The organism is Hyphomonas beringensis, assembly GCF_000682755.1.
Taxonomy (GTDB): Bacteria; Pseudomonadota; Alphaproteobacteria; order Caulobacterales; family Hyphomonadaceae; genus Hyphomonas; species Hyphomonas beringensis.
Genome location: NZ_AWFF01000042.1, coordinates 19,204 through 42,579 on the forward strand (window position 1 = coordinate 19,204; position 23,376 = coordinate 42,579).

At 59.5% G+C, this 23,376-nt stretch carries 31 protein-coding genes; 17 read left to right on the plus strand and 14 right to left on the minus strand.

What is annotated here, in order from left to right; translation table 11 throughout:
• Nucleotides 1–6: 6 nt before the first annotated feature.
• From HY29_RS10430 to HY29_RS10440, 3 genes are all read right to left on the minus strand, one after another.
• Nucleotides 7–1,011, minus strand: coding sequence for a complex I NDUFA9 subunit family protein (locus tag HY29_RS10430; protein ID WP_034796574.1), 1,005 nt, complete (start codon nucleotides 1,009–1,011; stop codon nucleotides 7–9).
• A gap of 114 nt (nucleotides 1,012–1,125) precedes the next feature.
• Entirely contained in the window at nucleotides 1,126–2,610 is a 1,485-nt protein-coding gene (locus HY29_RS10435) for a glycerol-3-phosphate dehydrogenase (protein ID WP_034796575.1), read from the minus strand.
• A gap of 2 nt (nucleotides 2,611–2,612) precedes the next feature.
• Nucleotides 2,613–3,236, minus strand: coding sequence for a J domain-containing protein (locus tag HY29_RS10440; RefSeq protein WP_034796576.1), 624 nt, complete (start codon nucleotides 3,234–3,236; stop codon nucleotides 2,613–2,615).
• Nucleotides 3,237–3,267: 31 nt separating this feature from the next.
• Here HY29_RS10440 and HY29_RS10445 point away from each other — a divergent pair, with 31 nt between their 5' ends.
• The gene (locus HY29_RS10445) at nucleotides 3,268–3,540 is read left to right on the plus strand and encodes a BolA family protein (RefSeq protein ID WP_034796608.1); all 273 of its coding nucleotides are present in this window, start codon (nucleotides 3,268–3,270) and stop codon (nucleotides 3,538–3,540) included.
• Nucleotides 3,541–3,616: 76 nt separating this feature from the next.
• A complete protein-coding gene (locus HY29_RS10450; RefSeq protein ID WP_034796577.1) occupies nucleotides 3,617–3,967 on the plus strand; it encodes a hypothetical protein in 351 nt (116 codons plus the stop codon).
• On the opposite strand, the gene HY29_RS10455 is transcribed toward HY29_RS10450, so the two are convergent.
• The 3 genes from HY29_RS10455 to HY29_RS10465 are packed head-to-tail and all read right to left on the minus strand — an operon-like array spanning nucleotide 3,947 to nucleotide 6,933.
• Nucleotides 3,947–5,209: an HlyC/CorC family transporter gene (locus HY29_RS10455; RefSeq protein WP_034796578.1), complete on the minus strand. Its 1,263-nt coding sequence runs from the start codon at nucleotides 5,207–5,209 to the stop codon at nucleotides 3,947–3,949. The two genes, HY29_RS10450 and HY29_RS10455, sit on opposite strands and share 21 nt — an antisense overlap.
• A 24-nt stretch (nucleotides 5,210–5,233) precedes the next feature.
• The gene (gene aroB, locus HY29_RS10460) at nucleotides 5,234–6,376 is read right to left on the minus strand and encodes a 3-dehydroquinate synthase (RefSeq protein WP_051601409.1); all 1,143 of its coding nucleotides are present in this window, start codon (nucleotides 6,374–6,376) and stop codon (nucleotides 5,234–5,236) included.
• Nucleotides 6,361–6,933: a shikimate kinase gene (locus HY29_RS10465; RefSeq protein ID WP_034796580.1), complete on the minus strand. Its 573-nt coding sequence runs from the start codon at nucleotides 6,931–6,933 to the stop codon at nucleotides 6,361–6,363. Before HY29_RS10465 ends, aroB begins: the two co-directional genes overlap by 16 nt.
• Before the next feature lie 95 nt (nucleotides 6,934–7,028).
• Between HY29_RS10465 and HY29_RS19700 the strand changes: the two genes are divergently transcribed.
• The 5 genes from HY29_RS19700 (at nucleotide 7,029) to HY29_RS10485 (ending at nucleotide 10,610) form a co-directional block, all read left to right on the plus strand.
• Nucleotides 7,029–7,163, plus strand: a complete 135-nt coding sequence (locus tag HY29_RS19700) for a YdgA family protein (RefSeq protein ID WP_162176711.1) — start codon at nucleotides 7,029–7,031, stop codon at nucleotides 7,161–7,163.
• Complete coding sequence (locus HY29_RS10470) at nucleotides 7,153–8,757, plus strand: hypothetical protein (protein ID WP_034796582.1); 1,605 nt, start codon at nucleotides 7,153–7,155, stop codon at nucleotides 8,755–8,757. Before HY29_RS19700 ends, HY29_RS10470 begins: the two co-directional genes overlap by 11 nt.
• Before the next feature lie 84 nt (nucleotides 8,758–8,841).
• Entirely contained in the window at nucleotides 8,842–9,327 is a 486-nt protein-coding gene (locus HY29_RS10475) for a DUF2721 domain-containing protein (protein ID WP_034796584.1), read from the plus strand.
• A 42-nt stretch (nucleotides 9,328–9,369) separates the two neighbouring features.
• On the plus strand, nucleotides 9,370–10,287 hold the full coding sequence (locus HY29_RS10480) for a tyrosine recombinase (RefSeq protein WP_034796586.1): 918 nt from the start codon (nucleotides 9,370–9,372) through the stop codon (nucleotides 10,285–10,287).
• A gap of 92 nt (nucleotides 10,288–10,379) precedes the next feature.
• The gene (locus HY29_RS10485) at nucleotides 10,380–10,610 is read left to right on the plus strand and encodes a hypothetical protein (protein WP_034796589.1); all 231 of its coding nucleotides are present in this window, start codon (nucleotides 10,380–10,382) and stop codon (nucleotides 10,608–10,610) included.
• On the opposite strand, the gene HY29_RS18845 is transcribed toward HY29_RS10485, so the two are convergent.
• Entirely contained in the window at nucleotides 10,611–10,787 is a 177-nt protein-coding gene (locus HY29_RS18845; RefSeq protein WP_199285826.1) for a YqaE/Pmp3 family membrane protein, read from the minus strand.
• 135 nt (nucleotides 10,788–10,922) lie between these two features.
• Between HY29_RS18845 and HY29_RS10490 the strand changes: the two genes are divergently transcribed.
• The 5 genes from HY29_RS10490 (at nucleotide 10,923) to HY29_RS10510 (ending at nucleotide 14,087) form a co-directional block, all read left to right on the plus strand.
• Complete coding sequence (locus tag HY29_RS10490; RefSeq protein WP_034796591.1) at nucleotides 10,923–11,981, plus strand: HpcH/HpaI aldolase/citrate lyase family protein; 1,059 nt, start codon at nucleotides 10,923–10,925, stop codon at nucleotides 11,979–11,981.
• Nucleotides 11,982–12,022: 41 nt separating this feature from the next.
• The gene (locus HY29_RS10495; protein WP_034796593.1) at nucleotides 12,023–12,568 is read left to right on the plus strand and encodes an energy transducer TonB; all 546 of its coding nucleotides are present in this window, start codon (nucleotides 12,023–12,025) and stop codon (nucleotides 12,566–12,568) included.
• A gap of 100 nt (nucleotides 12,569–12,668) precedes the next feature.
• On the plus strand, nucleotides 12,669–13,094 hold the full coding sequence (locus HY29_RS10500) for a hypothetical protein (protein ID WP_051601410.1): 426 nt from the start codon (nucleotides 12,669–12,671) through the stop codon (nucleotides 13,092–13,094).
• Between the two features lie 30 nt (nucleotides 13,095–13,124).
• Nucleotides 13,125–13,553 (plus strand): nuclear transport factor 2 family protein, encoded by a 429-nt coding sequence (locus HY29_RS10505; RefSeq protein ID WP_241765185.1) that lies wholly within the window; start codon nucleotides 13,125–13,127, stop codon nucleotides 13,551–13,553.
• A gap of 9 nt (nucleotides 13,554–13,562) precedes the next feature.
• Complete coding sequence (locus tag HY29_RS10510) at nucleotides 13,563–14,087, plus strand: GNAT family N-acetyltransferase (RefSeq protein WP_034796595.1); 525 nt, start codon at nucleotides 13,563–13,565, stop codon at nucleotides 14,085–14,087.
• Here the strand turns inward: HY29_RS10510 and HY29_RS10515 are convergent.
• Nucleotides 14,084–15,835, minus strand: coding sequence for a putative bifunctional diguanylate cyclase/phosphodiesterase (locus HY29_RS10515; RefSeq protein WP_162176712.1), 1,752 nt, complete (start codon nucleotides 15,833–15,835; stop codon nucleotides 14,084–14,086). The two genes, HY29_RS10510 and HY29_RS10515, sit on opposite strands and share 4 nt — an antisense overlap.
• Before the next feature lie 125 nt (nucleotides 15,836–15,960).
• On the opposite strand from HY29_RS10515, the gene hisB reads away from it, so the two are divergent.
• Nucleotides 15,961–16,557 (plus strand): imidazoleglycerol-phosphate dehydratase HisB, encoded by a 597-nt coding sequence (gene hisB, locus HY29_RS10520; protein ID WP_034796618.1) that lies wholly within the window; start codon nucleotides 15,961–15,963, stop codon nucleotides 16,555–16,557.
• Nucleotides 16,558–16,560: 3 nt separating this feature from the next.
• Here hisB and HY29_RS10525 read toward each other — a convergent pair whose 3' ends face one another.
• Nucleotides 16,561–17,022 (minus strand): MarR family winged helix-turn-helix transcriptional regulator, encoded by a 462-nt coding sequence (locus HY29_RS10525; RefSeq protein WP_034796597.1) that lies wholly within the window; start codon nucleotides 17,020–17,022, stop codon nucleotides 16,561–16,563.
• 72 nt (nucleotides 17,023–17,094) lie between these two features.
• Here HY29_RS10525 and HY29_RS10530 point away from each other — a divergent pair, with 72 nt between their 5' ends.
• A complete protein-coding gene (locus tag HY29_RS10530; protein WP_034796600.1) occupies nucleotides 17,095–17,550 on the plus strand; it encodes a hypothetical protein in 456 nt (151 codons plus the stop codon).
• Nucleotides 17,551–17,605: 55 nt separating this feature from the next.
• Here HY29_RS10530 and HY29_RS10535 read toward each other — a convergent pair whose 3' ends face one another.
• Together HY29_RS10535 and HY29_RS10540 are read right to left on the minus strand one after the other, a co-directional pair.
• Nucleotides 17,606–18,199 (minus strand): hypothetical protein, encoded by a 594-nt coding sequence (locus tag HY29_RS10535; RefSeq protein ID WP_034796602.1) that lies wholly within the window; start codon nucleotides 18,197–18,199, stop codon nucleotides 17,606–17,608.
• 76 nt (nucleotides 18,200–18,275) lie between these two features.
• Nucleotides 18,276–19,715 (minus strand): amidohydrolase, encoded by a 1,440-nt coding sequence (locus tag HY29_RS10540; RefSeq protein WP_034796604.1) that lies wholly within the window; start codon nucleotides 19,713–19,715, stop codon nucleotides 18,276–18,278.
• Nucleotides 19,716–19,825: 110 nt separating this feature from the next.
• On the opposite strand from HY29_RS10540, the gene hisH reads away from it, so the two are divergent.
• Nucleotides 19,826–20,479, plus strand: a complete 654-nt coding sequence (gene hisH, locus HY29_RS10545; protein WP_034796619.1) for an imidazole glycerol phosphate synthase subunit HisH — start codon at nucleotides 19,826–19,828, stop codon at nucleotides 20,477–20,479.
• Nucleotides 20,476–21,201, plus strand: a complete 726-nt coding sequence (gene hisA / locus HY29_RS10550; RefSeq protein WP_034796620.1) for a 1-(5-phosphoribosyl)-5-[(5-phosphoribosylamino)methylideneamino]imidazole-4-carboxamide isomerase — start codon at nucleotides 20,476–20,478, stop codon at nucleotides 21,199–21,201. The genes hisH and hisA overlap by 4 nt, the downstream gene beginning before the upstream one ends.
• 4 nt (nucleotides 21,202–21,205) lie before the next feature.
• Here the strand turns inward: hisA and HY29_RS19375 are convergent, their stop codons facing one another.
• Complete coding sequence (locus HY29_RS19375) at nucleotides 21,206–21,412, minus strand: hypothetical protein (RefSeq protein WP_081811338.1); 207 nt, start codon at nucleotides 21,410–21,412, stop codon at nucleotides 21,206–21,208.
• A gap of 3 nt (nucleotides 21,413–21,415) precedes the next feature.
• On the minus strand, nucleotides 21,416–21,640 hold the full coding sequence (locus tag HY29_RS18855; RefSeq protein WP_081811340.1) for a DUF2188 domain-containing protein: 225 nt from the start codon (nucleotides 21,638–21,640) through the stop codon (nucleotides 21,416–21,418).
• Between the two features lie 457 nt (nucleotides 21,641–22,097).
• On the opposite strand from HY29_RS18855, the gene HY29_RS18860 reads away from it, so the two are divergent.
• The gene (locus HY29_RS18860) at nucleotides 22,098–22,670 is read left to right on the plus strand and encodes an ImmA/IrrE family metallo-endopeptidase (protein ID WP_081811339.1); all 573 of its coding nucleotides are present in this window, start codon (nucleotides 22,098–22,100) and stop codon (nucleotides 22,668–22,670) included.
• Nucleotides 22,671–22,775: 105 nt separating this feature from the next.
• Here the strand turns inward: HY29_RS18860 and HY29_RS19200 are convergent, their stop codons facing one another.
• The gene (locus tag HY29_RS19200; protein WP_155838284.1) at nucleotides 22,776–23,024 is read right to left on the minus strand and encodes a hypothetical protein; all 249 of its coding nucleotides are present in this window, start codon (nucleotides 23,022–23,024) and stop codon (nucleotides 22,776–22,778) included.
• Between the last annotated feature and the right edge of the window lie 352 nt (nucleotides 23,025–23,376).

The window sequence follows — 23,376 nt, forward strand, 5'->3', positions numbered from 1 at the left end:
AAAAGCCTAGGCTTCAGACGGCTTGTGGAACTCGCCATAGGGGCGGAAGCGCCACAGATAAGACGGAACGATCGCTTCGACTGTTTCCAGTTCCGTAACGCCGAGATCCTTTAGCGTCAGGGCGTCTTCAGCCACGACATTATCTGTCTTCATCAGCTCGACCTGATCACCCGTCAGTGGAGGATCACCCAGGAACCCCCAGCTGAAAGGCGGAATGTAGCGCCAGATGGCGGCCGTCATATAGCCGATCGGCTTGGCGAGGAAGAAAGGCAGGCCAATTTTGAAGCGACGACGGTCAATCGTCTTGGTGACGACGTCATAGATCTCGTTGAGCGTATACTTGCTCGGCCCACCCAGCTCATAAGTCTTGCCGGCGGTCGACGCATCATCCACGGCAATTGCAATCGCCTCGGCCACATCGCCCGCATAAACCGGCTGGAAGCATGACTTGCCGCCGCCAATGGACGGCAGGATCGGCAGGAAGCTCATCGGCATGGAACTGGCCAGCGCGGCAAAGCGGTTGAAGAATTCATCTTCCGGTCCGAACACAACGGAAGGACGCAGGATTGTCGCGGTTGGCACGGTATTGCGCACAGCCTCTTCGGCTTCCGCCTTGGTACGGGCATAGTCTGACTTGGACTCGGCATTGGCGCCAATTGCGGACATCTGCACGAAACGCGTGATGCCTTTCTCGGCAGCCACTTCCGCCAGCAGCGCCGCGCCATCGCGCTGGGCTGCCTCAAAGCTCTGCGCACCCTTTTCGAACAGGATACCAACCAGATTGACCACGGCGTCTGCGCCATCCAGGGCGCGCTCAATGGACGCGCGATTGCGGATGTTCGCCTGAACGATGTCTACCCATCCCGGTGTGCCGGCGAGACGAACGTCTTGAGCCGTGTTCACATGGCGACAGGCAACGCGGACGCGCCATCCCTTTTTCACAAGCTCGCGCGCAGCATAGCGCCCGATAAAGCCCGATCCGCCGAAAACTGTTACCAAGCCTTGGGTCATCTTGAGCGTTCTCTCATGGCGGCCGCAGCCGCAATAAACCGATTGCCGCCTTTGACCATACACGCCCCGGCCTGTCTACACGGGCTGTGCGGGCCAATCATCGCAGCCTGCAAATTATCCTGCCTGAGAGGCAAACCAGTCGTGAAATGCCTCCCGTTCGGCCTCAGTCATGTGGATGCCCAGTTTTGAGCGCCGCCACAAAATGTCGTCTGCGGACGCGGCGAACTCTTCGCGTTGCAAATAGCGCACTTCCGCCTCTGTGAGACCCGCCCCGAACGCACGGCCAAGATCGGCCTCGATCTGCGCATCGCCAAGCAAGTCTTCCACCCGTGTGCCATAAGCCCGGGCGAGACGTGACAGAAAGGCAGGGTCCAGACCCTGATACCGCAGAACCAGCCCGTCGACATAATCCTGAAAATTGCCGCCCGGTATATCCCCGCCCGGCAGGTGCGCATCGCGCGTCCAGGGCCGCTTCATGGAGGGCAAATCGTCTTTCAGCTCCGCCAGCGCATGTTCGGACAGTTCGCGATAGGTCGTGATCTTGCCGCCAAAGACAGACAGGATCGGCGCGCCGCCCTCTGCTTCACGCTTCAGCACATAATCGCGGGTCACTTTTGAGGCATTTTTGGCGTGGTCATCATAGAGCGGACGCACGCCGGAATAGGTGCCGACGACGTCGGCGGGCGTAATCGCTGTCTTGTAATACTCGCTCGCCCCTTCGCAGAGATAGGTGATCTCCTCAGGCGTGATCTCAACCCTGTCACGGTTCGCCTCATAGGGCACATCGGTCGTGCCGATCAGCGTGAACTCGCCGCGCTCATAGGGGATCGCGAACATGATGCGGCCATCGCCATTCTGGAAGAAATAGGCATAATCGCCCTGATGCCAGCGCGGCACGATGATGTGGCTGCCCTTCACAAGGCGCAGATGCGGCTTTTCTGGCGCGTCACCATCAAGGCCCAGAACGTCGTCCACCCAGGCCCCGGCCGCGTTCACAACCGTTCGGAATTTGCGCGTCTCCTGACCCTTCGGGCCTTTCAGCACGGCCTCCCAATGATCGGCATGACGCACCAGAGATGTGCAGACCGTGCGCGTCAAAACCTCCGCGCCGCGATTTCTGGCATCCACGGCATTCAGAACGACCAGCCGTGAATCCTCGACCCAGCAATCTGAATACTCAAAGGCCAGCCTGTACTGGTCTTTCAGTGCGTTCAGCTTGTCTGTTGATTTGCGCCGCAGCACCTTGGTCGGCGGCAACAATTTGCGCCCGCCCAGATGGTCATACAGGAACAGGCCCAACCGGATCAGCCAGGCCGGACGCAATTCCTTGTGATGCGGCAAGACAAAGCGCATCGGCCAGATGATATGCGGCGCCGCGCGCAGCAGCACTTCCCGCTCAATCAGCGCCTTGCGGACAAGCGCGAAATCATACTGCTCGAGATATCTGAGGCCGCCATGGATCAGCTTTGTACTGGCTGAAGATGTGTGCTGCGCCAGATCATCCTTCTCGCACAGGACAACATCCAGACCACGGCCTGCAGCATCCCGGGCGATTCCCGTCCCGTTGATACCGCCGCCGATCACCAGAATGTCTTGCATTATCAGCCCTTCATCAGGCCAGCTGCCTTGAGAAGTTTCCCGGCCCGCAGCACACGCTGCAGCTTGTGCTCGGAAGAGCGGTCACCCTTGTTGGAGTCCGGGTGGAAACGGCGGACATATTCGGCATAGCGCGCGCGGATTTCTGTCGGGCTTGCATCGCCCTCCAGGTCCAGCTCCTTCAGCGCCCGCAGCTGCAATCCGCTGCGCCGACTGGAACTGGCCGCTTCACCGCCGGCAACATCGTCAACATCGAAGAAGCGACGGCCGGCCCAGCGGCGCGGATCCAGCTTTTCTGCGCCTTTCTGCCCGGCCATCGGGCCGGTGCCAAAGCGCCAGGTGCGCTTGTGGCCAAACCGCTCGGCGCGAGTGAACGCAGCGGCTTCGGCCTGCGACATACCTTCAAAGAAATTGAAGCGCCGATTATACTCGGCCGCATGTTGCTGGCAGAAATGGTGGCGCCCCTTGCCGCCAGGCTTCGGGGCAGGGTGAGTACCTTCAAGGTCGCAGTCCTTATGGTCACATACGCGAGTCTTCTGCGCACGCGCCCGGGACGCCTCATCTTTCGGAGGCTTGATGCGCATATCCTTGAATTTTACGCGGTAGGAAAATGGATCGCTATCTGACATGACCCAACATCATAAGGAGACCCAGTTAAAGATGCCACAACCAAACGACAGGTTATCGCGAATTCGTGACATTCTGACCGGGGCTTTTGACCCCGTTGACCTGGAAATCACAGATGACAGCAGCAAACATGCCGGTCATGCAGGTGCGCGCCCGGAAGGTGAGACCCATTACACGGTCAGAATCAGCTCTACCGCCTTTCAGGGGCTGAACCGCGTTCAGATGCAACGCGCAGTGCTGAAAGCGCTCGAACCAGAATTCAATACAGGACTACACGCACTCGCCTTACACGCGAAAGCGGCGTGAATCTTTAAAATTCCTTACCAAATGGGGAACCGGCCAGCGAATCGGTCGTTTCCTCCTCAGCCGTCGAGGAGAACGGATGATGATGGTACGGAATATGATGATTGCCGCCGCGATTGGCGCAATGACCGCAGGATTTGCCACCGCTGAAGGCCCCTCAGCCGGAGAGCAGGAGGGCATGCTTCACTGGATTCGTGACACTGTGTGCACATCCGGAAGCGAAATTGTCTTTGTGCCTGTCTCAACGGACGTGAAAACGCGGCACAAGACATGGGCCGTCATAGCAATGGACAATCCAGATCCGGATTCCGCACATATCGTGACGACTCAGGAAAAATCCTGGCTGAAAGCCAATGGCTGCGATGCAGATCCGTCTCCGCAGATCCACATGGCCAGCCATGAGAAAAAATCAGGCGGTCTCGATCTCTGAGATATTGAGACCCGTCACCTGATTACGCTGACGGCGCAGGATGTTGAACCTGTATCCATGGAACACAAAGCTCTGGCCCGGCTCCGGAATGGTCTGGGCCTCATGAATCACCAGGCCTGCAACCGTCACGGCCTCCTCATCGGGTAGATTCCAGCCTGTCGCCCGGTTGAGATCCCGAATCGGCACCCATCCATCGACATTGACAGACCCATCCTCCTGCGGGCGCACACCCTGCACGGCGACATCATGCTCGTCATGGATGTGGCCGACAATCTCTTCCAGAATATCTTCCAGTGTAATCAGGCCCTGAAGTTCGCCATACTCATCAACCACCAGGGCAAAGTGGCTGCGCTTTTGCAGGAAGGCATCCAACTGGTCTTGCACAGGCGTGGTTTCGGGCACGAACCAGGGTTTGCGCAGGATGGAATCGACATCCAGTGCAGACAGATCCCCGCCCTGCGCCATCGCTGCGCGAAGCAGATCCTTGGCGTGCAGGATGCCGACAATCTCTTCCTTTTCGCCGCGATAGAGCGGCAGGCGCGTATGGGGGCTGGCCAGCGCCTTCATCACCAGCTGGCGCGGATCGAGATCAGCGTTCAGCATCTTGATGTTCTTGCGGTGGATCATGACGTCTTCGACGGTCAGTTCCTTCAGGTCCAACGCGCCGACAAGGCGCAGCCGGTCTTCGGCGCCCACACCACCCTCTGACGCATGCAGATCAATCGCGCCGCGGATTTCCTCCTCTGCGGTCGGCGTTGCATCCGGATCGCCCAGACCCAGTATCTTCAGCGTTGTGCTGACGATGAACTGGATGATGTTCACGATCCAGGAAGCGACAAAGACAAACGACCCGATCGGGCGGGCCACACTCATCGCCATCGTGTCCGTGCGCGTGATCGCATAGGTCTTCGGCAGGACTTCCGCAAAAACCAGAACCAGCACCGTCATCACGGCCGTCGCCAGGGCCAGGGCCAGACCGCCTTGGCCGAACAGGGCTGTAAACAGGGACGTTGCCAGAACAGAGGCCAGAATATTGACCAGATTGTTACCCAGCAGGATCGCACCAATCAGGTTTTCCCGCTTGGCGATCAGCTTGTTGACCGCCTCTGCGCGCTTGTCGCCTTCCTTCTCCAATTGGTGCATCCGCGCCCGTGAGGCCGCAGTCAGCGCGGTTTCCGACCCCGAAAAGAAGGCGGACATGCCGAGAAGCACAAAAATGGCGATGATATAGCCAGCAATCATGTCGTTTAATCCAAGCCCGGTGCCTTAACCCTCAAGCAGTTCTGCCTGAAGGAATGTTTCAACAGATGCGAGATCCGCATCCTGATGGATATAGGATTTGCCGATGCCGCGCGCGAGAATCAGCGGCACGCGGCCAGCTGTGGCCTTCTTGTCCTGCTGCATCAGGCTGACCAGATTCTCCGCCGTATAAGGCCCGCCCTGCTTGCCAGGAATGACAGATTGCAGCCCGGTTGCCTCAAGATGCGCACGAACCCGGTTCGCATCTTCCGCAGGTGTGATGCCCTCGGCCGCGCCATAGCGGAAGGCCAACGCCATGCCGATGGCGACCGCCTCTCCGTGCAGCAGATCCGGTGCATAGCCATTCGCCGCTTCCAGCGCGTGTCCGAATGTATGGCCCAGATTCAGCAGGGCCCGCACACCGGTCTCGCGTTCATCCTCTGCCACGATAGCGGCCTTGGCCCGGCAACTGGTCGCAACAGCCTGCGCAATGGCGTCAGGTTCCAGCGCCAACACCTCCTCACCATGCGTTTCCAGCCAGGTGAAAAAGTCCGCATCATTGATCAGGCCATACTTCACGATCTCGGCATAGCCGGCCCGCAGCTCTCGCGCTGGCAGGGTTTCCAGAAGCTCCGTGTCCGCAATCACCAGGCGCGGCTGATAGAAGGCCCCGATCATGTTCTTGCCGCGCGGCGTATTCACGGCGGTCTTGCCGCCCACGGAGGAATCGACCTGCGCCAACAATGTCGTCGGCACCTGCACAAAGCCCATGCCGCGCTTCATCAGGCTGGCCGCCAGGCCTGTGATGTCGCCAATCACACCGCCGCCCAGCGCGATCAGGATGTCGCTGCGGTCTGCGCTGTTCTCCAACAGCCAGTCGAGAATGCCTTCCAGATTGCTGAAGGATTTCGTCTTCTCACCGGGCGGCAGCGCCTTCCAGTTCGTGGAGATTCCAACGGGGCGCAGGGCCTCATCCAGCCGATGGCGATGCAGGCGCTCTACCGTTTCATCCGTCAGCACAAAGACGCGTGGACGCTTCAGCATGGCCGACAGGCGTGCACCCAGCTGGTCCAGTGCGCCATGGCCCACCAGAATGTCATAGCTGCGGTCTGCGAGTTCTACGGTAACTGTCTCTGTCGCGGGGCGTGTCACAGTCAGTCCGGTTTCCATGTTTGTAAGGCCTTGTAGATGGCGTTGACCGTATTGGTGTGCGGGCCGTCCTTGGACCGCACAACCAGGTCTGCCTGGGAATAGATGGGCTCGCGCTCGGCAAGCAGATTTGTCAGTACGGCCTTGGCATCCGGCCGCTTCAGCAGGGGGCGCGTATCACGTTTCTGCACGCGGCGCCAAAGCGTCTCAAGGTCTGCATTCAGCCAGACGGTCACGGCATTCTCACGCATCAGGGCGCGCGTCTCGTCGTTTAGATATGCCCCGCCGCCCGTGGCCAGCACATGGGGCGGCAGCGTCAGCAGACGTTTCAGCACCTGATGCTCGCCGCGGCGAAAGTCTTCCTCGCCATGCATGGCAAAGATGTCAGAGATGGAAAGGCCCGCGGCCTTCTCGATCTCCGTGTCGCTGTCATAGAAATTCCGGCCCAGCTTTTCCGCCAGACGGCGTCCTACAGTGGACTTTCCAGCCCCCATCAAACCGACAAGCGCGATGGTCCGCGACATATAGGGCAATGTCGCGCCGGAAGATCGTGCAGGACTATCGGTATCAGATGGCATTCTGGACTTTCGTACTATGTTCAGCTCTTGTCCTATAGTCGCAACGACGCGTTCGCAATCGAACGCTGTAGAACTGTATCAAGGGGTATATAGGCATGCGCAAGTTTCTGATCCTTTTAGCCATTGTGGTAATACTTGTGCTGGGCGTGCTCTGGTGGCTGGGCGGGAAGGCCGAAAAAGGCAAACCGGCACCGGGCGAAGTACGGATTGAGGTGGAGAATGTCCTTTAAACAGGGTCTTGCTGCGGCGAGCTGCCTGATGCTTGCCGCCTTGCCTGCTGCGGCGCAGATTGAGGATTCCGGCCTGGAGCTGGTGAATCCATGGGGGATGAGCTTTCTGGAAGCCGGAGAGCCCTCCCTGCCGACAGATATGTGGGCTGCCTCCAATGCAGATGACCTGCTGCCCCTGATGCGGGACGTGCGCACGCGGGCCCTGACCCCGGCTGAGCGCACTCTGATGCGGCGCATGGCCTTGTCACCGGCCCGTCGCCCGTCCGGCGCGCAGGAACCGCTGCTCCGCGCTGAACGCGCGCGAATCATGTTCGAGCTGGGCGAGGCCCGCGCCGCCGCTGCACTGATGGCCCGGCTGGATGAGCCGCCTCCCGGCCTCGATGCCGATGAAATTACAGCGGACCTGACCCTCGCGCTCGGCAATGAGGCCAGCGCCTGTGGCATGCTGTCTGATCCAGACCACCAAGGCGACTATTGGGCCAAGCTGCGCGCCGTTTGCGCCGCCTTGTCAGGAAACACTGCTGGCGCCGAGCTCGCCATCGAAATGGCCCTGTCGCAGGGCGTGGAAGACACATGGTTGCTGAATGCCGTATTCGCGGCGTCGGGTGAACTGCCAGATCCGCCGGAAGCCAATTACCGGTCCGGCCTGGCGCTCGCGATTTCCACTGAGGCCGGGCTGCAACCACCGGAAGACCCGCTGCCGGAAAATCGTCCGGACCTTGCCGCCGCCATGGCAGACCGCGAAAGCCTGCCGCAGGACCTGCGCGTCAAGGCAGCCGGAATGGCCGCTGAAGCCGGACTCATTAGCACGGCAGACTACCGCGCCCTGTTTGAAGACCTTCTGGCCGATCCGGACTTTACCCCCTCAAGCCCGCTGGAAACTGCGCTCTACAATATGCGCGATCCCTTCCTGCCCATGGCTGACCGCGCCGCCAGCCTCGTCGCAGCCCTGGAAAATGCGGCTGACTCTCCGGCGCATTTTGTCTCTGTCTCAAACCTTCTTCTGAAGGATATCGCCGCCCTGCCGCTGGATGAAGACACCGCGCCCTACGCTCTGGTCTTCGCGCGCGCGGCCATAGCGGCCGGCGACTTCGACATGGCACATGACTGGACCACTGCCGACACAATGGAAGGGGCACAGGAGGATGGCGGCTTTGACTCCACTTTCCTGAAAGCCCTCACCATTCTGGCAGGCGAGGAGACATCCGACAGCACGATCGCCTATACAGGCGACCGCCTTGTGGAGCAGGCCAGCACGGATCACCAGAAACTGGCCGCGAATCGCCTGTTCGCACTCTGGTCAGCCTTCGATATTCCCGCTCCTGCCAGCGGGCGCCAATTGATGAAGGACATTGCCGAAGCAGATTCCGAGCCGGCCTATACGCCGCCGGTCCTTGCCACGCTGGCCGCCGCCGAAGCCGGCGCAGCAGGCGAAGTGATTCTGTCGACGGTCGGCTATACCAATGGCGACCCGACCATTCTTCAACCGGTCGGAATGGTCTTGTTGCTGGAAGCCATACAACGGATCGATGCGGAGGATGCCGCCCGGCAATTGGCGCTGGAAGCCTCTGGATACTGGAAGATTGCGCAGTAATCAGCGCCGCAACCGGCACGACAGATACGCGTTCCTGCGCTATGAGGGCTGTTCCTCACTCAGTCACCTGTTTCAAGGATTCAGATGCCAGACTTCCTCGTCCCGACCGATATTGCCCATGTCATTCAGATCGCCATCGCGCCTGTCTTCATGCTGGCCGGCATCGGCGCGCTTCTGAATGTGATGACCAACCGGCTTGGCCGGGTTGTCGATCGCTGGCGCAAGATGGAAAAGGAATTGGAGGCTCAGGAAGGCGCGCCCAGCAAGGAGCGCATTGCCCATCTTGCCGTGCTGGACAGACGCATGGCCCACATCAACCGAGCCATCGCACTGTCGACAATGTCTGCCCTTCTGATTTGTATCGTCATCATCCTGCTTTTCACCGGTCAGTTGCTGAGATTTCCAGTCGCAAGCATGGTGTCCATCCTGTTCATCGCCTCGATGAGCGTTCTCGTCGCCAGCCTGCTCTCCTTTCTTCTGGAAATCCGCATTGCCAGCCGCATGCTCCGCGTTGGTCGGGCTGTATTGCGCCAGGGTTCGCCACCGCGCCATGGCCATCGCAAATCCTGAGGCCTTCACGCCTTTTGAACACATCGTGGGCATACTGCCCGGATGTCAGACCGCCGCCGCATAGAAGCCTTTCTGGAAATGATGTCCGCCGAACGCGGGGCCTCCGCCAATACGCTGGATGCCTATGGGCGGGACCTGCTGGACGCGTCTGAATACTGCGCTGGAAATCTGTGCGACGCACAGGGCCATGAGCTTTCCGCCTGGCTGGCCGATCTGGCAAGCCGCGGCCTTGCCCCCTCCACGCAGGCCCGCAAGCTGTCCGCCATCCGCCGCTTCTATCGTTTCCTGTTCGAGGAAGGCGACCGCCGCGATGACCCGACCGCAAAGCTGGACGGGCCAAAGCCCGGCCGGGACGTGCCGGATGTGCTGTCACGTGAGGAAATGACCCGGCTGCTGGAGATGTGCGAGAAGGATCCGCGCCTGCGCTGTCTCGTTGAACTGCTCTATGGGGCGGGCCTGCGCGCGTCAGAGCTTGTTTCCCTGAAACTGGGCAGCCTCCCGCGTCGCAAGGGTGCGCGCTGGGTCACCACGGATATCATCATCTGCGGCAAGGGCGGCAAGGAACGTCTCTGCCCGTTGGGAAAACCGGCTCTACGGGCGCTGTCTGACTGGCTGGAAGTGCGTGAGGAGCATCTGCCCGAAGGCTCTCTCGCCAGAGGCCGGGCAGAGCCCTTCGTGTTCCCCTCACGCGGCAAGGCGGGCCATCTGACGCGCCGCCGTCTCGGCCAATTGCTGGAAGAGCTGGCCATAAGGACCGGCATTCGGACAGATCGGGTCCATCCGCACGCCCTGCGTCACGCCTATGCAACCCATCTTCTGATGGGCGGCGCAGACCTCAGATCCGTACAGACCCTTCTCGGCCACTCGGATATCGCAACGACACAGATCTACACGCACGTCCTGACAGACGAGCTGACCGAATTGCTGGAAACAGCCCATCCGATGGCGCGAAAAAGCTGACGCACAGCATTTTGATGTTGCGGCCTGAAGATTGCAGTACAATATTCTCAACGACCGCGCCTTGGGCGCTGACAGATTTTTGGATACGACCGATGAAACGCTTTCTGAACGCCTTCATTCCCACATTTCTCATTTCCGAGATTGCTGCCGTCACCTTCATGACAGCGACCTGGGCAATTCTTTCCGAAATGCACGCAGGCCTGAATGTCATCATTGGGGGTGAAGTCGTGACAGGTATCGGTATCGCAGCCATCGCCGTTGCCGTCTTCCGCCGCGCGATGCGTTCGGAAGGTCAGGCAGCAACGGTCGACGCTGACGAATAATTACGCGACAGGATCAGAGCCACCGCGGGTCAGAACCCAGAATGCGTGAATCACGCCGGGTAGCCAGCCGATCAACGTCAGGATCAGGTTCAGCACAAATTGCAGACCAATTCCCTCCTTCAGCGCAACAGCGACAGGTGGAAGGAAGATTGTCAGCAGGATCATGAGTAGGGACACGGTGGGCAGACCTTTCTGTTTGCGTTCCCACAGACAACGTGTGGATTGGATTCCGGTTCCTTCTCCCAAAGTCAGGTTTGACGCACTGCAGCATTCGGCATAGGCCTAGCTCGATTCCGGAGGAGGAAGGCCAAGATGTCTCAAAAAACACCGCGTGATTTCTTCAAACCCCTTGCGATTGGCGCACCCGCGCCGATGCGCGATCTGCCTATCCGCCTGGAGCGGATGATCCATTTTGTGCCGCCGCACCTGGACAAGGTGCGCGCCAAAGTGCCGGACATGGCAGGCAGCGTGGACGTGATGCTCGCCAATCTGGAAGACGCCATTCCGGCCGATGCGAAGGACGCCGCCCGCGCTGGCGCCATCGAAATGGCCAACATGTATGACTGGCAGGGCAAGGGCACAGGCTTCTGGAGCCGTGTGAACCCACTGAATTCTCCCTGGTTTCAGGAAGATGTTTCCGAACTGGTCCTGAAAGCCGGCCACCAGTTGGACGTGATCATGCTGCCCAAGGTCGAAGGCCCATGGGACATCCACTTCGCCGACCAGTATGTCGCCCAGCTGGAAGCCAAGGCAGGCCTCACCCGCCCGATCCTGTTCCACGCCATTCTCGAAACCGCACAGGGCATGGCCCGTGTGGAAGAGATCGCACTCGCCAGCCCGCGCATGCAGGGCATCAGCCTCGGCCCGGCAGATCTTGCCGCAGACCGCAAGATGAAGACCACACGTGTTGGCGGCGGACACCCCTTCTACCGCGTCATTGATGACCCCAATGAAGACGGCAGCCCGCGGGCCTCGGCCCAGCAGGACCCGTGGCACTACACCATCGCCCGCATGGTCGACGCCTGTCGTATGGCCGGGATCAATGCCTTCTACGGTCCGTTCGGCGACATTGCCGATCTCGATGCCTGCGAACAGCAATTCCGCAATGCCTTCCTGCTCGGCTGCTCCGGCACATGGAGCCTGCACCCGAAACAGATCGCCATTGCGAAAAATGTGTTCAGCCCGGACCCGAAAGAAGTGGTCTTTGCCCGCAAGATCCTGGCGGCCATGCCCGACGGCAGCGGCGTCGCCATGATCGACGGCAAGATGCAGGATGACGCCACCTGGAAACAGGCCAAAGTGATCTCCGATCTGGCCGATCTGGTGGCGGAAAAAGACCCCGATTTGGCAAAAGCGTACGCAGCGGGTTAGGTTCGGCGGCGAATCCAAGGGCAACCAAGGAGAGCCGCCTTATGAAACTATCCCACATTCTCACCACAGCCGCCTGCAGCCTTGCGCTCGCGGGCACCGCACTTGCGCAGGAAGACTATCATGGCTTCGACCCGGAAACGGTCGATGCGCTGAACGCCCGGCTGGAAGCGCCGCTGAGCGATGACGTTCTGGAAGTTCTGAGCCAGTCGACCTCTATCCAGCCGTGCGGCGGCGAGCAGGTGGTGAGCATGAGCCCGTCAGACGACTGGACGTCCCGCGCATCCAGCGCAATCCGGCCCGGCGGTGAGACGCCAATGCCCGTACCGACAAGCCCGCTGGAAGTGGCCTATCCGCCCCTCTACGAAGTGCTCGGCGTCGAAGCGGCCTGTGAGGTCATGTTCAATGTCAGCGAGTCCGGCGAGAGCGAAGACGTGCTGGCGAATTGCTCCCTGCCTGGCTTTGATGAAGCTGCGACAGACATCTTTGCCGATATGGAGTTTACGCCCGCCAAAGGTCAGGACAGCCCGGCCATCCAAAATCTCATCGTGCCGGTGAATTTCTGCCGTCCGGACGAAGAAGACTCCTGATAATCTCTCTCCTGCCGCATGGGCATGGCCTGTGCGGCAGGGAATTCCCCTTCCCGTTCAAGGATCGCATGATACTCTGCGGTGAACGGAGGGATACATCATGATGAAGCCACTTCTCGCAGGTCTTTGCCTCGGCCTGGTCAGCCAGCCTGCCCTGGCCGACGAAGTCTGGTCCACCCTCGTCGGGGATGTCGTCTATGAAAGTGATACGCCTGAAGGCTGGGCCGTATGGTCCTATGAGGCTGATTCAGGCCCCGTCAAAATCTATTTGAAGGGTCTTGCTGGCGTCTATGAAGGGCGCGGCGCCTATGCAGGCGTGTGGATCGCTCAGGACGATCCCGAGATTGAAATGTGCGATGTCGCCATCAGAAATCCTGACACAGGCGCCTCCCATTACAATTGGGGCCGGGTAGACATCGTTTTCACCGAGCCCGACTTTCCGGGCGGCTGGGTTGCGCTGCGCGGGAACTGTTTCAATGATCCGACCGACTATCTGGTCGGCAAGCCAATTGTGGCCAGCGAATAAGACAGACAAGACAAAGGGAAGACACCAAACATGGCTGAACATCTCATCCCCATGACGGGACACAGCGAAAACCTGCAACGCTGGTTTGACTGGATGAACGGGGACCACTCCCCTGCAGGCCTCAGCACACAGCTGGCCGACAATGTCGTGTTCAAGAGCCCGGTCGTCCACACCCCGCAAGAGGGCAAGGCCATCACAATGGCTTACCTCACCGCAGCCGGTCAGACTCTCGGCGGCGACACATTCCGCTATACGCGTGTCTTCGATTGCGCTGACAAGGCCGTGCTGGAATTCGAATGCGTGATGGACGGCATCCAGGTCAATGGCGTGGACATGATCGAATGGAATGGTGACGGACAAATCATCGACTTCAAGGTCATGGTCCGCCCCCTGAAGGGTATGCAGGCTGTCCACGCCGCCATGGGGGCGATGCTTGAGAAGATGAAGTCTAAAGCATAGAAAACTGCGATGAGCGTTCCTATTCTCGAAACCGAACGCCTTGTTCTCTGCGCGCCGGACAAGCGCCATTTCGAGCCCGCCGCCACGATGTGGGCCGCGCCTGCAACGGCAAAATATACCGGCGGTCAGCCGCGCGACCGCCAGAGCACATGGTTCACGATCTGCCGCATGCGCGGCATGTGGGACATTCTGGGATACTCATCCTGGATCGTTGAGGACCGCAGCACCGGCGAATATCTCGGTGAGGTCGGCTTTTCGGATTTCATGCGCGGCATGACGCCAGATCTGTCCGAATGGCCAGAGGCGGGCTGGGCGCTTGTAAAGAGCGCATGGGGCAAGGGCATTGCGACTGAAGCCGTTCAGGCGGCGCATGAGTGGCTGGACAAAGCCCGTCCCGGACAGACTGTTTGCATTATTGAGCCGGAGAACATCGCCTCTGTCCGCGTGGCAGAAAAGTGCGACTACGGACTATGGCAGACATCGAACTACAAAGGCGAGGCGGTCAACATATACCGCCGCCATGTAGACAACTAGCCTGTCTGTAGTCTGGTTACAGACGGTTTGGCTTTCCAGTTCCGCAGGAATTCCAGGAAGGAATCATGCGGCAGGCCTGCGCTATAAAGAAAGCCCTGCGCCATTGTGCAGCCGCGCCGGCGAAGGAAGTCTGCCTGGCGTTCTGTCTCAACACCCTCTGCGACAGTCTTCAGGCCCAGCGTCTCGGCCATGGCCAGAATCATCTCGATAATGGCAGGTGCCTGCTGGTCAGCTTCCAGAGCAGACACAAACTGGCGGTCGATCTTGAAGACATCAAAGGGCAGCTGCGTCAGGATGGACAGGTTTGAATGTCCCGTCCCGAAATCATCAATGGCCAGCTTGGTGCCAAGACTACGCAGCGGACGCATCACCCGCGCGACTTTCTCAGGCTCCGACACGGCCATGCTCTCAGTGATTTCCAGCTCAAGCCGATGGGGCGGAAGGCCAGAGCGCTTGAGGATGGACAGAACAGTTTCCGTTAAGTCCGTAGCCTGAAATTGCCGCGGCGATACATTAACGGCCACAGTCGCTTCAAAGCCCTCATCCATCCAGGCGCGGGCTGAGCGGCATGCCGCCTCCATGATCTGTTCCCCAATCTGCGTAACGAGGCCCGTTTCCTCTGCAAGCGGAATGAAAGTGTTCGGAGAAATGATCTTGCCGTTCGGGCGAATCCAGCGCGCCAGCGCCTCGGCCCCGACGACCTTGCCGGTCTGGAAGTCGACCTTTGGCTGGAAGTGTGTCTTGAATTCATGGTTCGCCACAGCATCACGCAGCTCTGCTTCCAGCATGTATTTGCCGCGAGCCACACGGTTGAGCCGCGGGGAGAAATAGCGAAAGCCTGAACCTGTGTCCTTGCGCACCTGCTTCAGCGCCAGTTCGGCATGACGGAACATCTTCTGTACCGTGTCGGCATCTTCCGGAGCCATGACAATGCCACCGGAAATCCCAATCGAAACAGACTGGCCCGTGATCATGAAGGGTTCTGCAAAGGCCAGGCGAATGGCCCGGGCAATGTTGGAAACATGATCCCGGCTGACGGCGGTTGGCAGGTATAGCGCAAAACTGTCGGCCTGCATCGCGGCAAGCTCGTAGTTCTTCAGCGCATTTCTGACCGGACCATCCATCGCGGCAAGCGCGCGCGACATGCGCTCACCCGCCGCCTTCAGCAGGGCTTCACTGGCCAGCGCGCCCAGCCGCTCTGACGCGCGGGTGTAATTGTCGAGATCCAGAACCATCAGCGCTGCTGGCGTCTCATAGCGCGCTTTCGGCAATGTCTTACCGATCAATTGTTCAATGGCGATCAGATTTGGCATGCCCGTGCGCGGATCGACATAAGCCGTCTCGCGCAGGGCCTGATTATCCCGGCGCAACTTGCCTACCGACCGCATGACCACAACGCGCAGGTGGCGCAATTCCGAGAACGGCACGGTCGGCAAAAGGTCGCTGCTGTCAGTGCTGGCTGCTGACAGGTAGCCTGTAAAATCAATCAGTATCTTCTGGAAGCGCCGCGCCAGAAACCAGGCAATGGACCCGGAAATGGCCGCAGCAATCACCATCAGGATGCCAATTGCCCAAAGGGGCAGCGCCCATTCAGACCAGGACCCGCCTTCAAAATAAACCCGGTAAGCCTGTTCAGCGACCCAGACAGAGCTGTACAGCACCACGGTCAAACCACTTGAGACAGCAGTAATGAATGCCGGAATTGTTATCCGGCCCATGAGTCTGGGGAAGAAACTCTGCTTGTCCAAACCTGCACACGCCCTTACGCAACCGGACTATCCGATCTGCGAGTAACCATGTTTCCGGAATATGTTTAGGAATCAGTGAACAAAGTGCGCTAGCTGTAACCGACGCTACGCACTATATGGGCCCCATGACACAAGAACGCACCGCCACTGTTAGCCGCACCACCAAGGAAACCGATATTTCGGTGACCGTGAATCTGGATGGAACCGGCAAGTCTGACATCGAAACAGGCATCGGCTTTTTCGATCACATGCTGGAAAGCTTTTCCAAGCATTCCGCTATTGATCTGACCGTGCGCTGCAAGGGCGACCTGCATATCGACATGCACCATAGTGTCGAGGATACGGGCATTGTCATCGGTCAGGCCATCATGAAAGCGCTGGGCGATTTTGCCGGTATCACGCGCTTTGGCCATGCCTATGTGCCCATGGATGAAACGCTGTCCCGCACATCGCTGGACCTGTGCAAGCGGCCTTATCTGGTCTGGAAGGTGCACTTCAGCCGCGACAAGATCGGCGAGATGGACACAGAGCTCTTCAAGGAGTTCTTCCATGCCCTGGCTGGCAATGGCGGCATGTGCCTGCACGTTGAGAATCTCTACGGCGAGAATTGCCACCACATTGCCGAATCCTGCTTCAAGGCCACGGCCCGCGCCTTGCGCGCTGCCATTGCGGTAGACCCGAAACTCGGCGGCAAACCGGCCAGCACCAAGGGCAGCCTGTAAACCTTATCCCCTGACGGCTTCCAGCCGGTCACGGATGCCCCTTAGCAGCTCAAGAGCCTGTTCAAGCTCTGCTGCATCAAACCCCTCTGCCAAGTCATTGGCCCACGGCACCTGCCGCTGGTCGGCACCAGCATATGCCGCCTGGCCTTTCTGCGTCAGCGTGACGAGCTGCGCGCGCCGGTGCGCGGGGTTCTCCTGGAATGCTACCAGTCCCTCCCCTTCCAGGTCATTCACAACGCGCTGCACGGCCTGACGTGTAAGCCCCATATTGCGAGCGAGCCAGGAGACAGTCTGCGGTTTGCTGGCAAAATGAATCGCGCCCATGACCTGCCAACGTGCGCTGGTCAGTCCTGTGCCCGCCATCAGCCTGTCCCCCTCAGCAAGGAGACGCCCGTTCAGGCGGAAGATTTCAAGCACGAGCCCGGTCAGCGCCGCTCCGGCAGGAGTGTGATGTTCATTGGTCATGAATCATCATCCTAATTGACAACATACTGTCAATACTCATATTGACAGTATGTTGTCATAAAGGACATCGACATGCCTAAAATCCTTCATCCTGTTGCCGGCGCCCTCGCCATGATCCTGATCGGTACTTTCTGGCTATCGACAGTGGTGAGCGAGCTGTCGGGCGACCCCGCATTCATTCAGACCGTGAAGACGGCGATCCCCTGGGGATTTTTGCTGCTGGTGCCTGCCATCGCCACCGCGGGTGGGACAGGCGTCGTCCTGTCAAAAGGACGAACAGGCGGCCTTCCCGGCGTCAAACTCAAACGTATGCCATTCATCGCGGCGAACGGTCTTTTCATCCTGATCCCCGCCGCATTCTTTCTCGCAGCAAAGGCCAGGGGCGGGGACTTCGATACGACCTTCTATATCGTTCAGGCCCTAGAGCTGATCGCAGGCCTCGGAAATATCATCCTACTCGGCCTGAACATGCGCGATGGGTTCAGGATGAAAGGCAGGTTTCGGAAGCACCCTGTAATTAAGCCCTGATGCGATCAGACGGCCTAGGCGTCAGCATGCTGCTAGGAGAGATTCCCGGCAGTCGTCAAACGACCCGCCGAACCGTCAGCCAACCTTCCAGCAGGTCTCTGATCCCGTAAACATCCGAAGTCCCGCAGGATTGGCACGGAGCGATCATGATCTCGGCAATCTGCAGGTCGTCCAGTTCCGTGAAGACATCGTGGCCAGGCCCTGCAAGGCCGCGCCAGAGCCGCTCCTCCTCCCTGCTGCCCCGCGCAGGACCACGGCTGATACGTAATCCCCCCGAACATGCCATGCGGGTCTCGCTCGCTCTGGAGAGGGACTGCCGCTCATCGGAGACAATTTCGGGAAGGAGCATTACCTGCCCCGATGCATCGGCAGGTGCGTCACATTTCACGCACACGCCCGCCTCCAGTTCCGGCAGGCGCGGCGGTGGCATTCCAATACCCAGCGTGAAGGTTCCGCAGGCCCAGGTGTCTCTCACAGGCCGCACCTCTTCCTCCGGCAGCGCACGGGCCTTTTCCAGCTCCTCCGGCGTCCGAGGCCGCAGAGGCGGCGCGCCCGGAATTGCTGTACCGCAATGGACGCAGAACCGTTGCCGTTCATTCTTCAGCGCGTGACCGCAGCTGGCGCATTGCCCAAGAGACGTATCTGACATGGGGCACCTCCTCCTGAAGGAAGAGGCGCAGGATCGCGTGCAGGCGGGTCAGGGCTTTCGTCGAAAGCCCCCTCCCCTATTTGCGATAATCAAGCGGCGGGGCGCGATTGCCGAGCAGCGAGCGGTATTGATAGTTCGGCCCGCGCGCTTCATCGAATTCGGCCCGCGCCTGTTTGCGCAGCTCCTCATTCGTGAACAATTCCACCGCAGCCAGCGTCATCGTTTTCGCAGCAACCTGTGCGCCCTTCTGGCCGATCGTCGTACCGCTGGCCGCAACGGCCTGCCAGCTATGCGCCGATGTGCCCGGCACCCAGGTAGCGGTGCCCAGGCCTACCGTCGGCACCGCATAGGACACGTCACCCACATCTGTGGAGCCATAGCCCATGGAAACCTGGAATGGCTGGATCTCTTCTTCGGACCCAAGCTCCAGGCCGGGGTTCGTGAAGGTAGAGGCGATGGTTTCCGCAAATTCCTCCTCGGCCGGCGTATAGGTTACACCGCCCACTTCGCGGAGTTTGGAATCCATCATCTTGGCCAGTGTCTCATTCACCAGCAGCGGATTGTTGCCGTGGATGATTTCCCACTCGACTTCCGTGCCAGTGCCCAGCGCCGCGCCGCGGGCCGCATTTTCCAGCCGGGCCCAGATCTCTTCCACACCATCGGCGGAAGGCGAGCGCACATAGTAGAAGACTTCTGCAAAGTCCGGCACCACGTTCGGCGCAGAGCCACCGGAGGTGATGACATAGTGCATGCGTGCATCCTGGGGCATGTGCTCGTGCATCATGTTGGCCATCATATCCATGGCCTCGACCCCATCCAGCGCAGACCGGCCCCGTTCAGGTGCCCCGGCCGCATGGGCAGAGATGCCGTGGAAGCGGAACTTGGCAGACCGATTTGCCAGCGTCGTATTGGCGGCGGCAGAGTTACGGTCAGAAGGGTGCCAGTGAATGGCAATGTCGACATCATCAAACAGGCCCGCGCGGACCATATAGACCTTGCCGGAGCCGCCCTCTTCGGCCGGCGTACCATAAACGCGAATACGTCCCGGCGTGCCGCTGTCTTCCAGCCAGTGCCGGATCGCAATCGCCGCAGAGACAGAGCCTGCCCCGAACAGATTGTGCCCACAGGCATGGCCCGCTTTCTTGCCCGGCACTTCAGACCGTTCCGCACTGGCAGCCTGATTGATCCCCGGCAGGGCATCGAATTCCGCCAAGATGCCAATCACCGGGCCGCCTGTGCCGTATTCCGCGACAAAGGCCGTCGGGATACCGGCCACATCGGCCTTTACGCTGAACCCTTCTGCGGCCAGCGTATCCTGCAGCAGCTTTGAGGACTTCTCTTCCTGATAGCCGACTTCGGCCCAGTCCCAGAGTTTCTCGGACAGTTCAGCCGTCAGCGCGGCCTGGCTATCGACCTGCGCGACCAGCTCCTGCTCGGCCACATCGGCAGAGGCAGGCAGGGCAACGCTGGCCAGCAAGATGGCCGCGCTGGCAAGGGTGGGGAGGGCAAAACGCATGAATGAGACTCCTGACTTCTTCTCAGCTGTAGAGATTGCGGCACCTTGCCCCTGCTCGCAACCCACGTCACCCCTTCCCCAATGACGCAGGCACGGCTATGAGCGCGGCCATGAGCCTTGTTGCCCTCATCGACTATGGATCGGGGAACCTGCATTCCGCAGGCCGCGCCCTGCGTGCCGCTGCAAATCTGGCGGGCACACCCCATGAAATCCGCATCACGCATTCCCCCGCTGACATCCTGTCGGCTGAGCGCGTTGTGCTGCCCGGCGTTGGCCATTTTGCAGATTGCGCAGCGGGCCTGCGGGCGCAGCCGGGCGTTGTGGAGGCGCTGGAAGAGGCCTGCCTGAAAGGCAACAGACCGTTCCTGGGCATCTGTGTGGGCATGCAGCTGCTGGCCGATACGGGCCTGGAAGACGGCACGACCCCCGGCCTTGGCTGGATCAAGGGCGAGGTTTCCCGCATCCAGCCGGGCGCGGGGTTCCGTGTGCCGCACATGGGCTGGAACGGCCTCAGCTTTGCGGGCGAGCCCCCGCATCCTGTGTTGCAGGATCTGGGCGAAGACCCGCACGTCTATTTCACGCATTCCTACGCCTTCACCGCGAAAGACCCGGCCACGATTGCCGCGACTGCGGGCTATGGCGCAGAGGCGATTACCGCAGCCGTGGCGCAGGACAATCTGTTCGGCACGCAATTCCACCCGGAAAAATCCCAGCGTGTGGGCCTGCGCCTGCTCGCCAATTTCCTGACATGGACCCCGACATGAGCTTCACCCTCTACCCCGCCATCGACCTGAAAGACGGCCAGTGTGTGCGCCTGCTGCGCGGCGAGATGGACAAGGCGACCGTCTTTTCCGACAGCCCGGCGGCGCAGGCGACAGCCTTCCGCGAGGCGGGCTTCACGCATCTGCATGTGGTGGATCTGAACGGCGCCTTTGAGGGCAAGGCCGTGAACCGCGCCGCGGTGGAGGCGATCCTGAAAGCCACCGATGCGCCGGTTCAGCTGGGCGGCGGCATTCGCAACAGGGCGCAGATCGATGCCTGGCTGGAGGCCGGCATTTCCCGCGTCATCCTGGGCACCGCCGCCTTGCGAGACCCGGATCTGGTGAAAGAGGCCGCCCGCGCCCTGCCCGGCCGAATCGTCGTCGGCATCGACGCGAAGGATGGCATGGTGGCGGTCGAAGGCTGGGCCGAGACCAGCGACATGAAGGCGACAGAGCTCGCCAAGGCCTTCGAAGGCTGCGGTGTGGCCGCCATTGTCGCGACGGATATCGGCCGCGACGGCCTGAAGACCGGCGTCAATGTTCCGTTCACGGCAGAGCTCGCCAACACGGTCAGCATCCCGATCATCGCCTCAGGTGGTGTCGCCAGCACAGACGACATCCGTGCCCTGATCGCCGCCGACGCCCCGATTGCGGGATCAATTCTGGGGCGGGCGCTTTATGATGGGGACATTGTGGCCGCCGAAGCGATTTCAGCCGTCAGTTAGTCGACTACGACGTATGACAGGCGTAGGCGCAGTAGTAACAGCCATTGGACTGACTGTAAGTCTTCTTCGCTTCCCGTACAGCAGGCGCGCAGGAATCGAAGTTTCCAAGATAGATGCGATTTTCTTCACGCGGCATATAACTGCAGCCGTATTTGTGAACTTCGTGATCGCCGTTACTTTGCGAGTTCATATTGACATAGTATCTGCTCATTTTTTATCCTTTCGGTGGATGCGGATCGTTACCATAGGTGTTCCGCTCACGGATTTGTCCGTTTTGACCGTGAATCAGCATTTCTGATTTGTGCTCAATTGCAGTCTTGCGCGCTGCAGAGATTGCACTCGATTGCGTCGCGTGAACCGATGCAGCTTTGCTTGCCCCGGCTGACTTCACCGCCCACCCTTTTGGATGAGGCACGACATGTTGGTTCTTCTTCGCCATAGTCTTCGTTGCCTTTCGTTCGAAAATCGCACTAGATTGCAAATGTGCAATCCGGATCTATATGGACCGATTCCCGGTGATTGCAAGAGTGAAACGGAGACTCACTTGTCAAATTCTCGATTCGATGTCGCAAAGTTTTTTGCCGCACTTGATGAAATCCGACGCTCAGAGAAGCTGTCTTGGAAGGGCGTAGCTGAAAAAGCGGGTGTATCCGCATCGACCCTGACACGCATCGGGCAAGGTAAACGACCAGACGTAGATGGGATGGCGGCTCTCTCCGCCTGGGCCAACCTAGACGCCAACAGTTTCATTGTTAAATTGGACAACACACCCGTTGAGCGGGAAACACTATCCGAGATAAGCGCTCTCCTGAGAGCCGATAGTAAGTTGAAGGGAAGAGACGCAGAAATGCTGGAAGCAATGCTTAGGTCAGCTTACCAAACTATGAGGTCCAAGGATGACGACGACCCGTCATAGGCGCGGATTCGTCAAAGAGGCAGAAGAGTACGCCAGTGAGTTTCGTCGTGAGTTGGAACTTGGCAACTCAGATCCTATTTGCCCTTTTAGGCTTTGTGCCCATCTAGATATCACGACTCGCCCTCTATCATTCGATGCCGGAATAGCTGAAGAGGTAAAGCTTCACTTCAACGCCGAAGGTCGTGACAAATTTTCTGCGACCGCCTTGTTCGACGGAGTTTACGCTGAAATCCTCTACAACGATTGGCATTCAGCGGCACGTGTTCACTCAAGTGTCATGCATGAATTGGCCCATATTTTGTTGATGCACCCACCGCGTCCACCAATTTTGGAAAGCGGCTGTCGTCACTTCGATGCCCAGATGGAAAGAGAGGCCAATGACCTCGGTTGGACGATCTTAATTCCCAAACTGGCGGCACTTCGAGCGATTGAAAGATTTCCAAACCTAAAGGACGCTGCTGAATTCTATGGTGTGAGTGTCGATCTATTGGAATATCGAATCCGGAAGTCTGATGCCCGTCGCTGGAAAGCAAATCGCGACAGACGACGCTGAAGCCAAGCCAAAAATGCTCACCCCCTGAGCAACCGCTCATAAAACCCGCCCCATTGGCGGCCCGGTTCCATGAGGTAGGCTTCAGAACCAGTCCCTACACACGCGTCATCCCCGACGGCCGAGCCGTCTGGGGATCCAGCTCTGAACGGAATGGCAGGGTACGTCATGCGCGGGGGCGAACCGGGTTCGCTGAGGAACGGGGCGCACATGCGGCGTCTTCCGGAGATGGGTGCCCAGATGCGCTGCGCGCATCGGGCATGACGCGTCACTGGGCGTATGATGCCAGCCGGTGCTCTCGAACCAGAGGTCTTTCCAGTGCGGGGTCTTCTCCTCGATCAGATTGATCTTGTTCATGCATCGGAATGCATATTCGCTGTCAGAGATTCCGGTTTTCCTAAGCAAACTGTATCTAACTCCTCTGTATGCGTTGCTGTCTTTATTTCCACACGTTCGGCAATTCCGGTATGACCCCCACCTGTCCTCCCCCTTTTAGGGGGAGGGACGCTGACAGCAATTGCCTTGCTTGAGGGGGATTCTCCCCCCTGAAAGGGGGGAGTTAGAGGGGGGTCATGCGGTGTCTCCATCTGGAAACGGGTTTCGAATTTGGTCTTCCCTGTACGGCAGCACCTAAAGCCGGACTGGCCGCAACCATCCGGGTATCCCGATACTTCCTTGCCCTTTCACAAGAGCCGTGCGCGGCGGGCGC

Bases quoted from the DNA above. Each gene is read 5' to 3' on its own strand.
- HY29_RS10430 (WP_034796574.1), bottom strand. From the start codon at position 1,011: ATGACCCAAGGCTTGGTAACAGTTTTCGGCGGATCGGGCTTTATCGGG.
- HY29_RS10435 (WP_034796575.1), bottom strand. From the start codon at position 2,610: ATGCAAGACATTCTGGTGATCGGCGGCGGTATCAACGGGACGGGAATC.
- HY29_RS10440 (WP_034796576.1), bottom strand. From the start codon at position 3,236: ATGTCAGATAGCGATCCATTTTCCTACCGCGTAAAATTCAAGGATATG.
- HY29_RS10445 (WP_034796608.1), top strand. From the start codon at position 3,268: ATGCCACAACCAAACGACAGGTTATCGCGAATTCGTGACATTCTGACC.
- HY29_RS10450 (WP_034796577.1), top strand. From the start codon at position 3,617: ATGATGATGGTACGGAATATGATGATTGCCGCCGCGATTGGCGCAATG.
- HY29_RS10455 (WP_034796578.1), bottom strand. From the start codon at position 5,209: ATGATTGCTGGCTATATCATCGCCATTTTTGTGCTTCTCGGCATGTCC.
- aroB (WP_051601409.1), bottom strand. From the start codon at position 6,376: ATGGAAACCGGACTGACTGTGACACGCCCCGCGACAGAGACAGTTACC.
- HY29_RS10465 (WP_034796580.1), bottom strand. From the start codon at position 6,933: ATGCCATCTGATACCGATAGTCCTGCACGATCTTCCGGCGCGACATTG.
- HY29_RS19700 (WP_162176711.1), top strand. From the start codon at position 7,029: ATGCGCAAGTTTCTGATCCTTTTAGCCATTGTGGTAATACTTGTGCTG.
- HY29_RS10470 (WP_034796582.1), top strand. From the start codon at position 7,153: ATGTCCTTTAAACAGGGTCTTGCTGCGGCGAGCTGCCTGATGCTTGCC.
- HY29_RS10475 (WP_034796584.1), top strand. From the start codon at position 8,842: ATGCCAGACTTCCTCGTCCCGACCGATATTGCCCATGTCATTCAGATC.
- HY29_RS10480 (WP_034796586.1), top strand. From the start codon at position 9,370: ATGTCAGACCGCCGCCGCATAGAAGCCTTTCTGGAAATGATGTCCGCC.
- HY29_RS10485 (WP_034796589.1), top strand. From the start codon at position 10,380: ATGAAACGCTTTCTGAACGCCTTCATTCCCACATTTCTCATTTCCGAG.
- HY29_RS10490 (WP_034796591.1), top strand. From the start codon at position 10,923: ATGTCTCAAAAAACACCGCGTGATTTCTTCAAACCCCTTGCGATTGGC.
- HY29_RS10495 (WP_034796593.1), top strand. From the start codon at position 12,023: ATGAAACTATCCCACATTCTCACCACAGCCGCCTGCAGCCTTGCGCTC.
- HY29_RS10500 (WP_051601410.1), top strand. From the start codon at position 12,669: ATGATGAAGCCACTTCTCGCAGGTCTTTGCCTCGGCCTGGTCAGCCAG.
- HY29_RS10505 (WP_241765185.1), top strand. From the start codon at position 13,125: ATGGCTGAACATCTCATCCCCATGACGGGACACAGCGAAAACCTGCAA.
- HY29_RS10510 (WP_034796595.1), top strand. From the start codon at position 13,563: ATGAGCGTTCCTATTCTCGAAACCGAACGCCTTGTTCTCTGCGCGCCG.
- hisB (WP_034796618.1), top strand. From the start codon at position 15,961: ATGACACAAGAACGCACCGCCACTGTTAGCCGCACCACCAAGGAAACC.
- HY29_RS10525 (WP_034796597.1), bottom strand. From the start codon at position 17,022: ATGACCAATGAACATCACACTCCTGCCGGAGCGGCGCTGACCGGGCTC.
- HY29_RS10530 (WP_034796600.1), top strand. From the start codon at position 17,095: ATGCCTAAAATCCTTCATCCTGTTGCCGGCGCCCTCGCCATGATCCTG.
- HY29_RS10535 (WP_034796602.1), bottom strand. From the start codon at position 18,199: ATGTCAGATACGTCTCTTGGGCAATGCGCCAGCTGCGGTCACGCGCTG.
- HY29_RS10540 (WP_034796604.1), bottom strand. From the start codon at position 19,715: ATGCGTTTTGCCCTCCCCACCCTTGCCAGCGCGGCCATCTTGCTGGCC.
- hisH (WP_034796619.1), top strand. From the start codon at position 19,826: ATGAGCCTTGTTGCCCTCATCGACTATGGATCGGGGAACCTGCATTCC.
- hisA (WP_034796620.1), top strand. From the start codon at position 20,476: ATGAGCTTCACCCTCTACCCCGCCATCGACCTGAAAGACGGCCAGTGT.
- HY29_RS19375 (WP_081811338.1), bottom strand. From the start codon at position 21,412: ATGAGCAGATACTATGTCAATATGAACTCGCAAAGTAACGGCGATCAC.
- HY29_RS18855 (WP_081811340.1), bottom strand. From the start codon at position 21,640: ATGGCGAAGAAGAACCAACATGTCGTGCCTCATCCAAAAGGGTGGGCG.
- HY29_RS18860 (WP_081811339.1), top strand. From the start codon at position 22,098: ATGACGACGACCCGTCATAGGCGCGGATTCGTCAAAGAGGCAGAAGAG.
- HY29_RS19200 (WP_155838284.1), bottom strand. From the start codon at position 23,024: ATGAACAAGATCAATCTGATCGAGGAGAAGACCCCGCACTGGAAAGAC.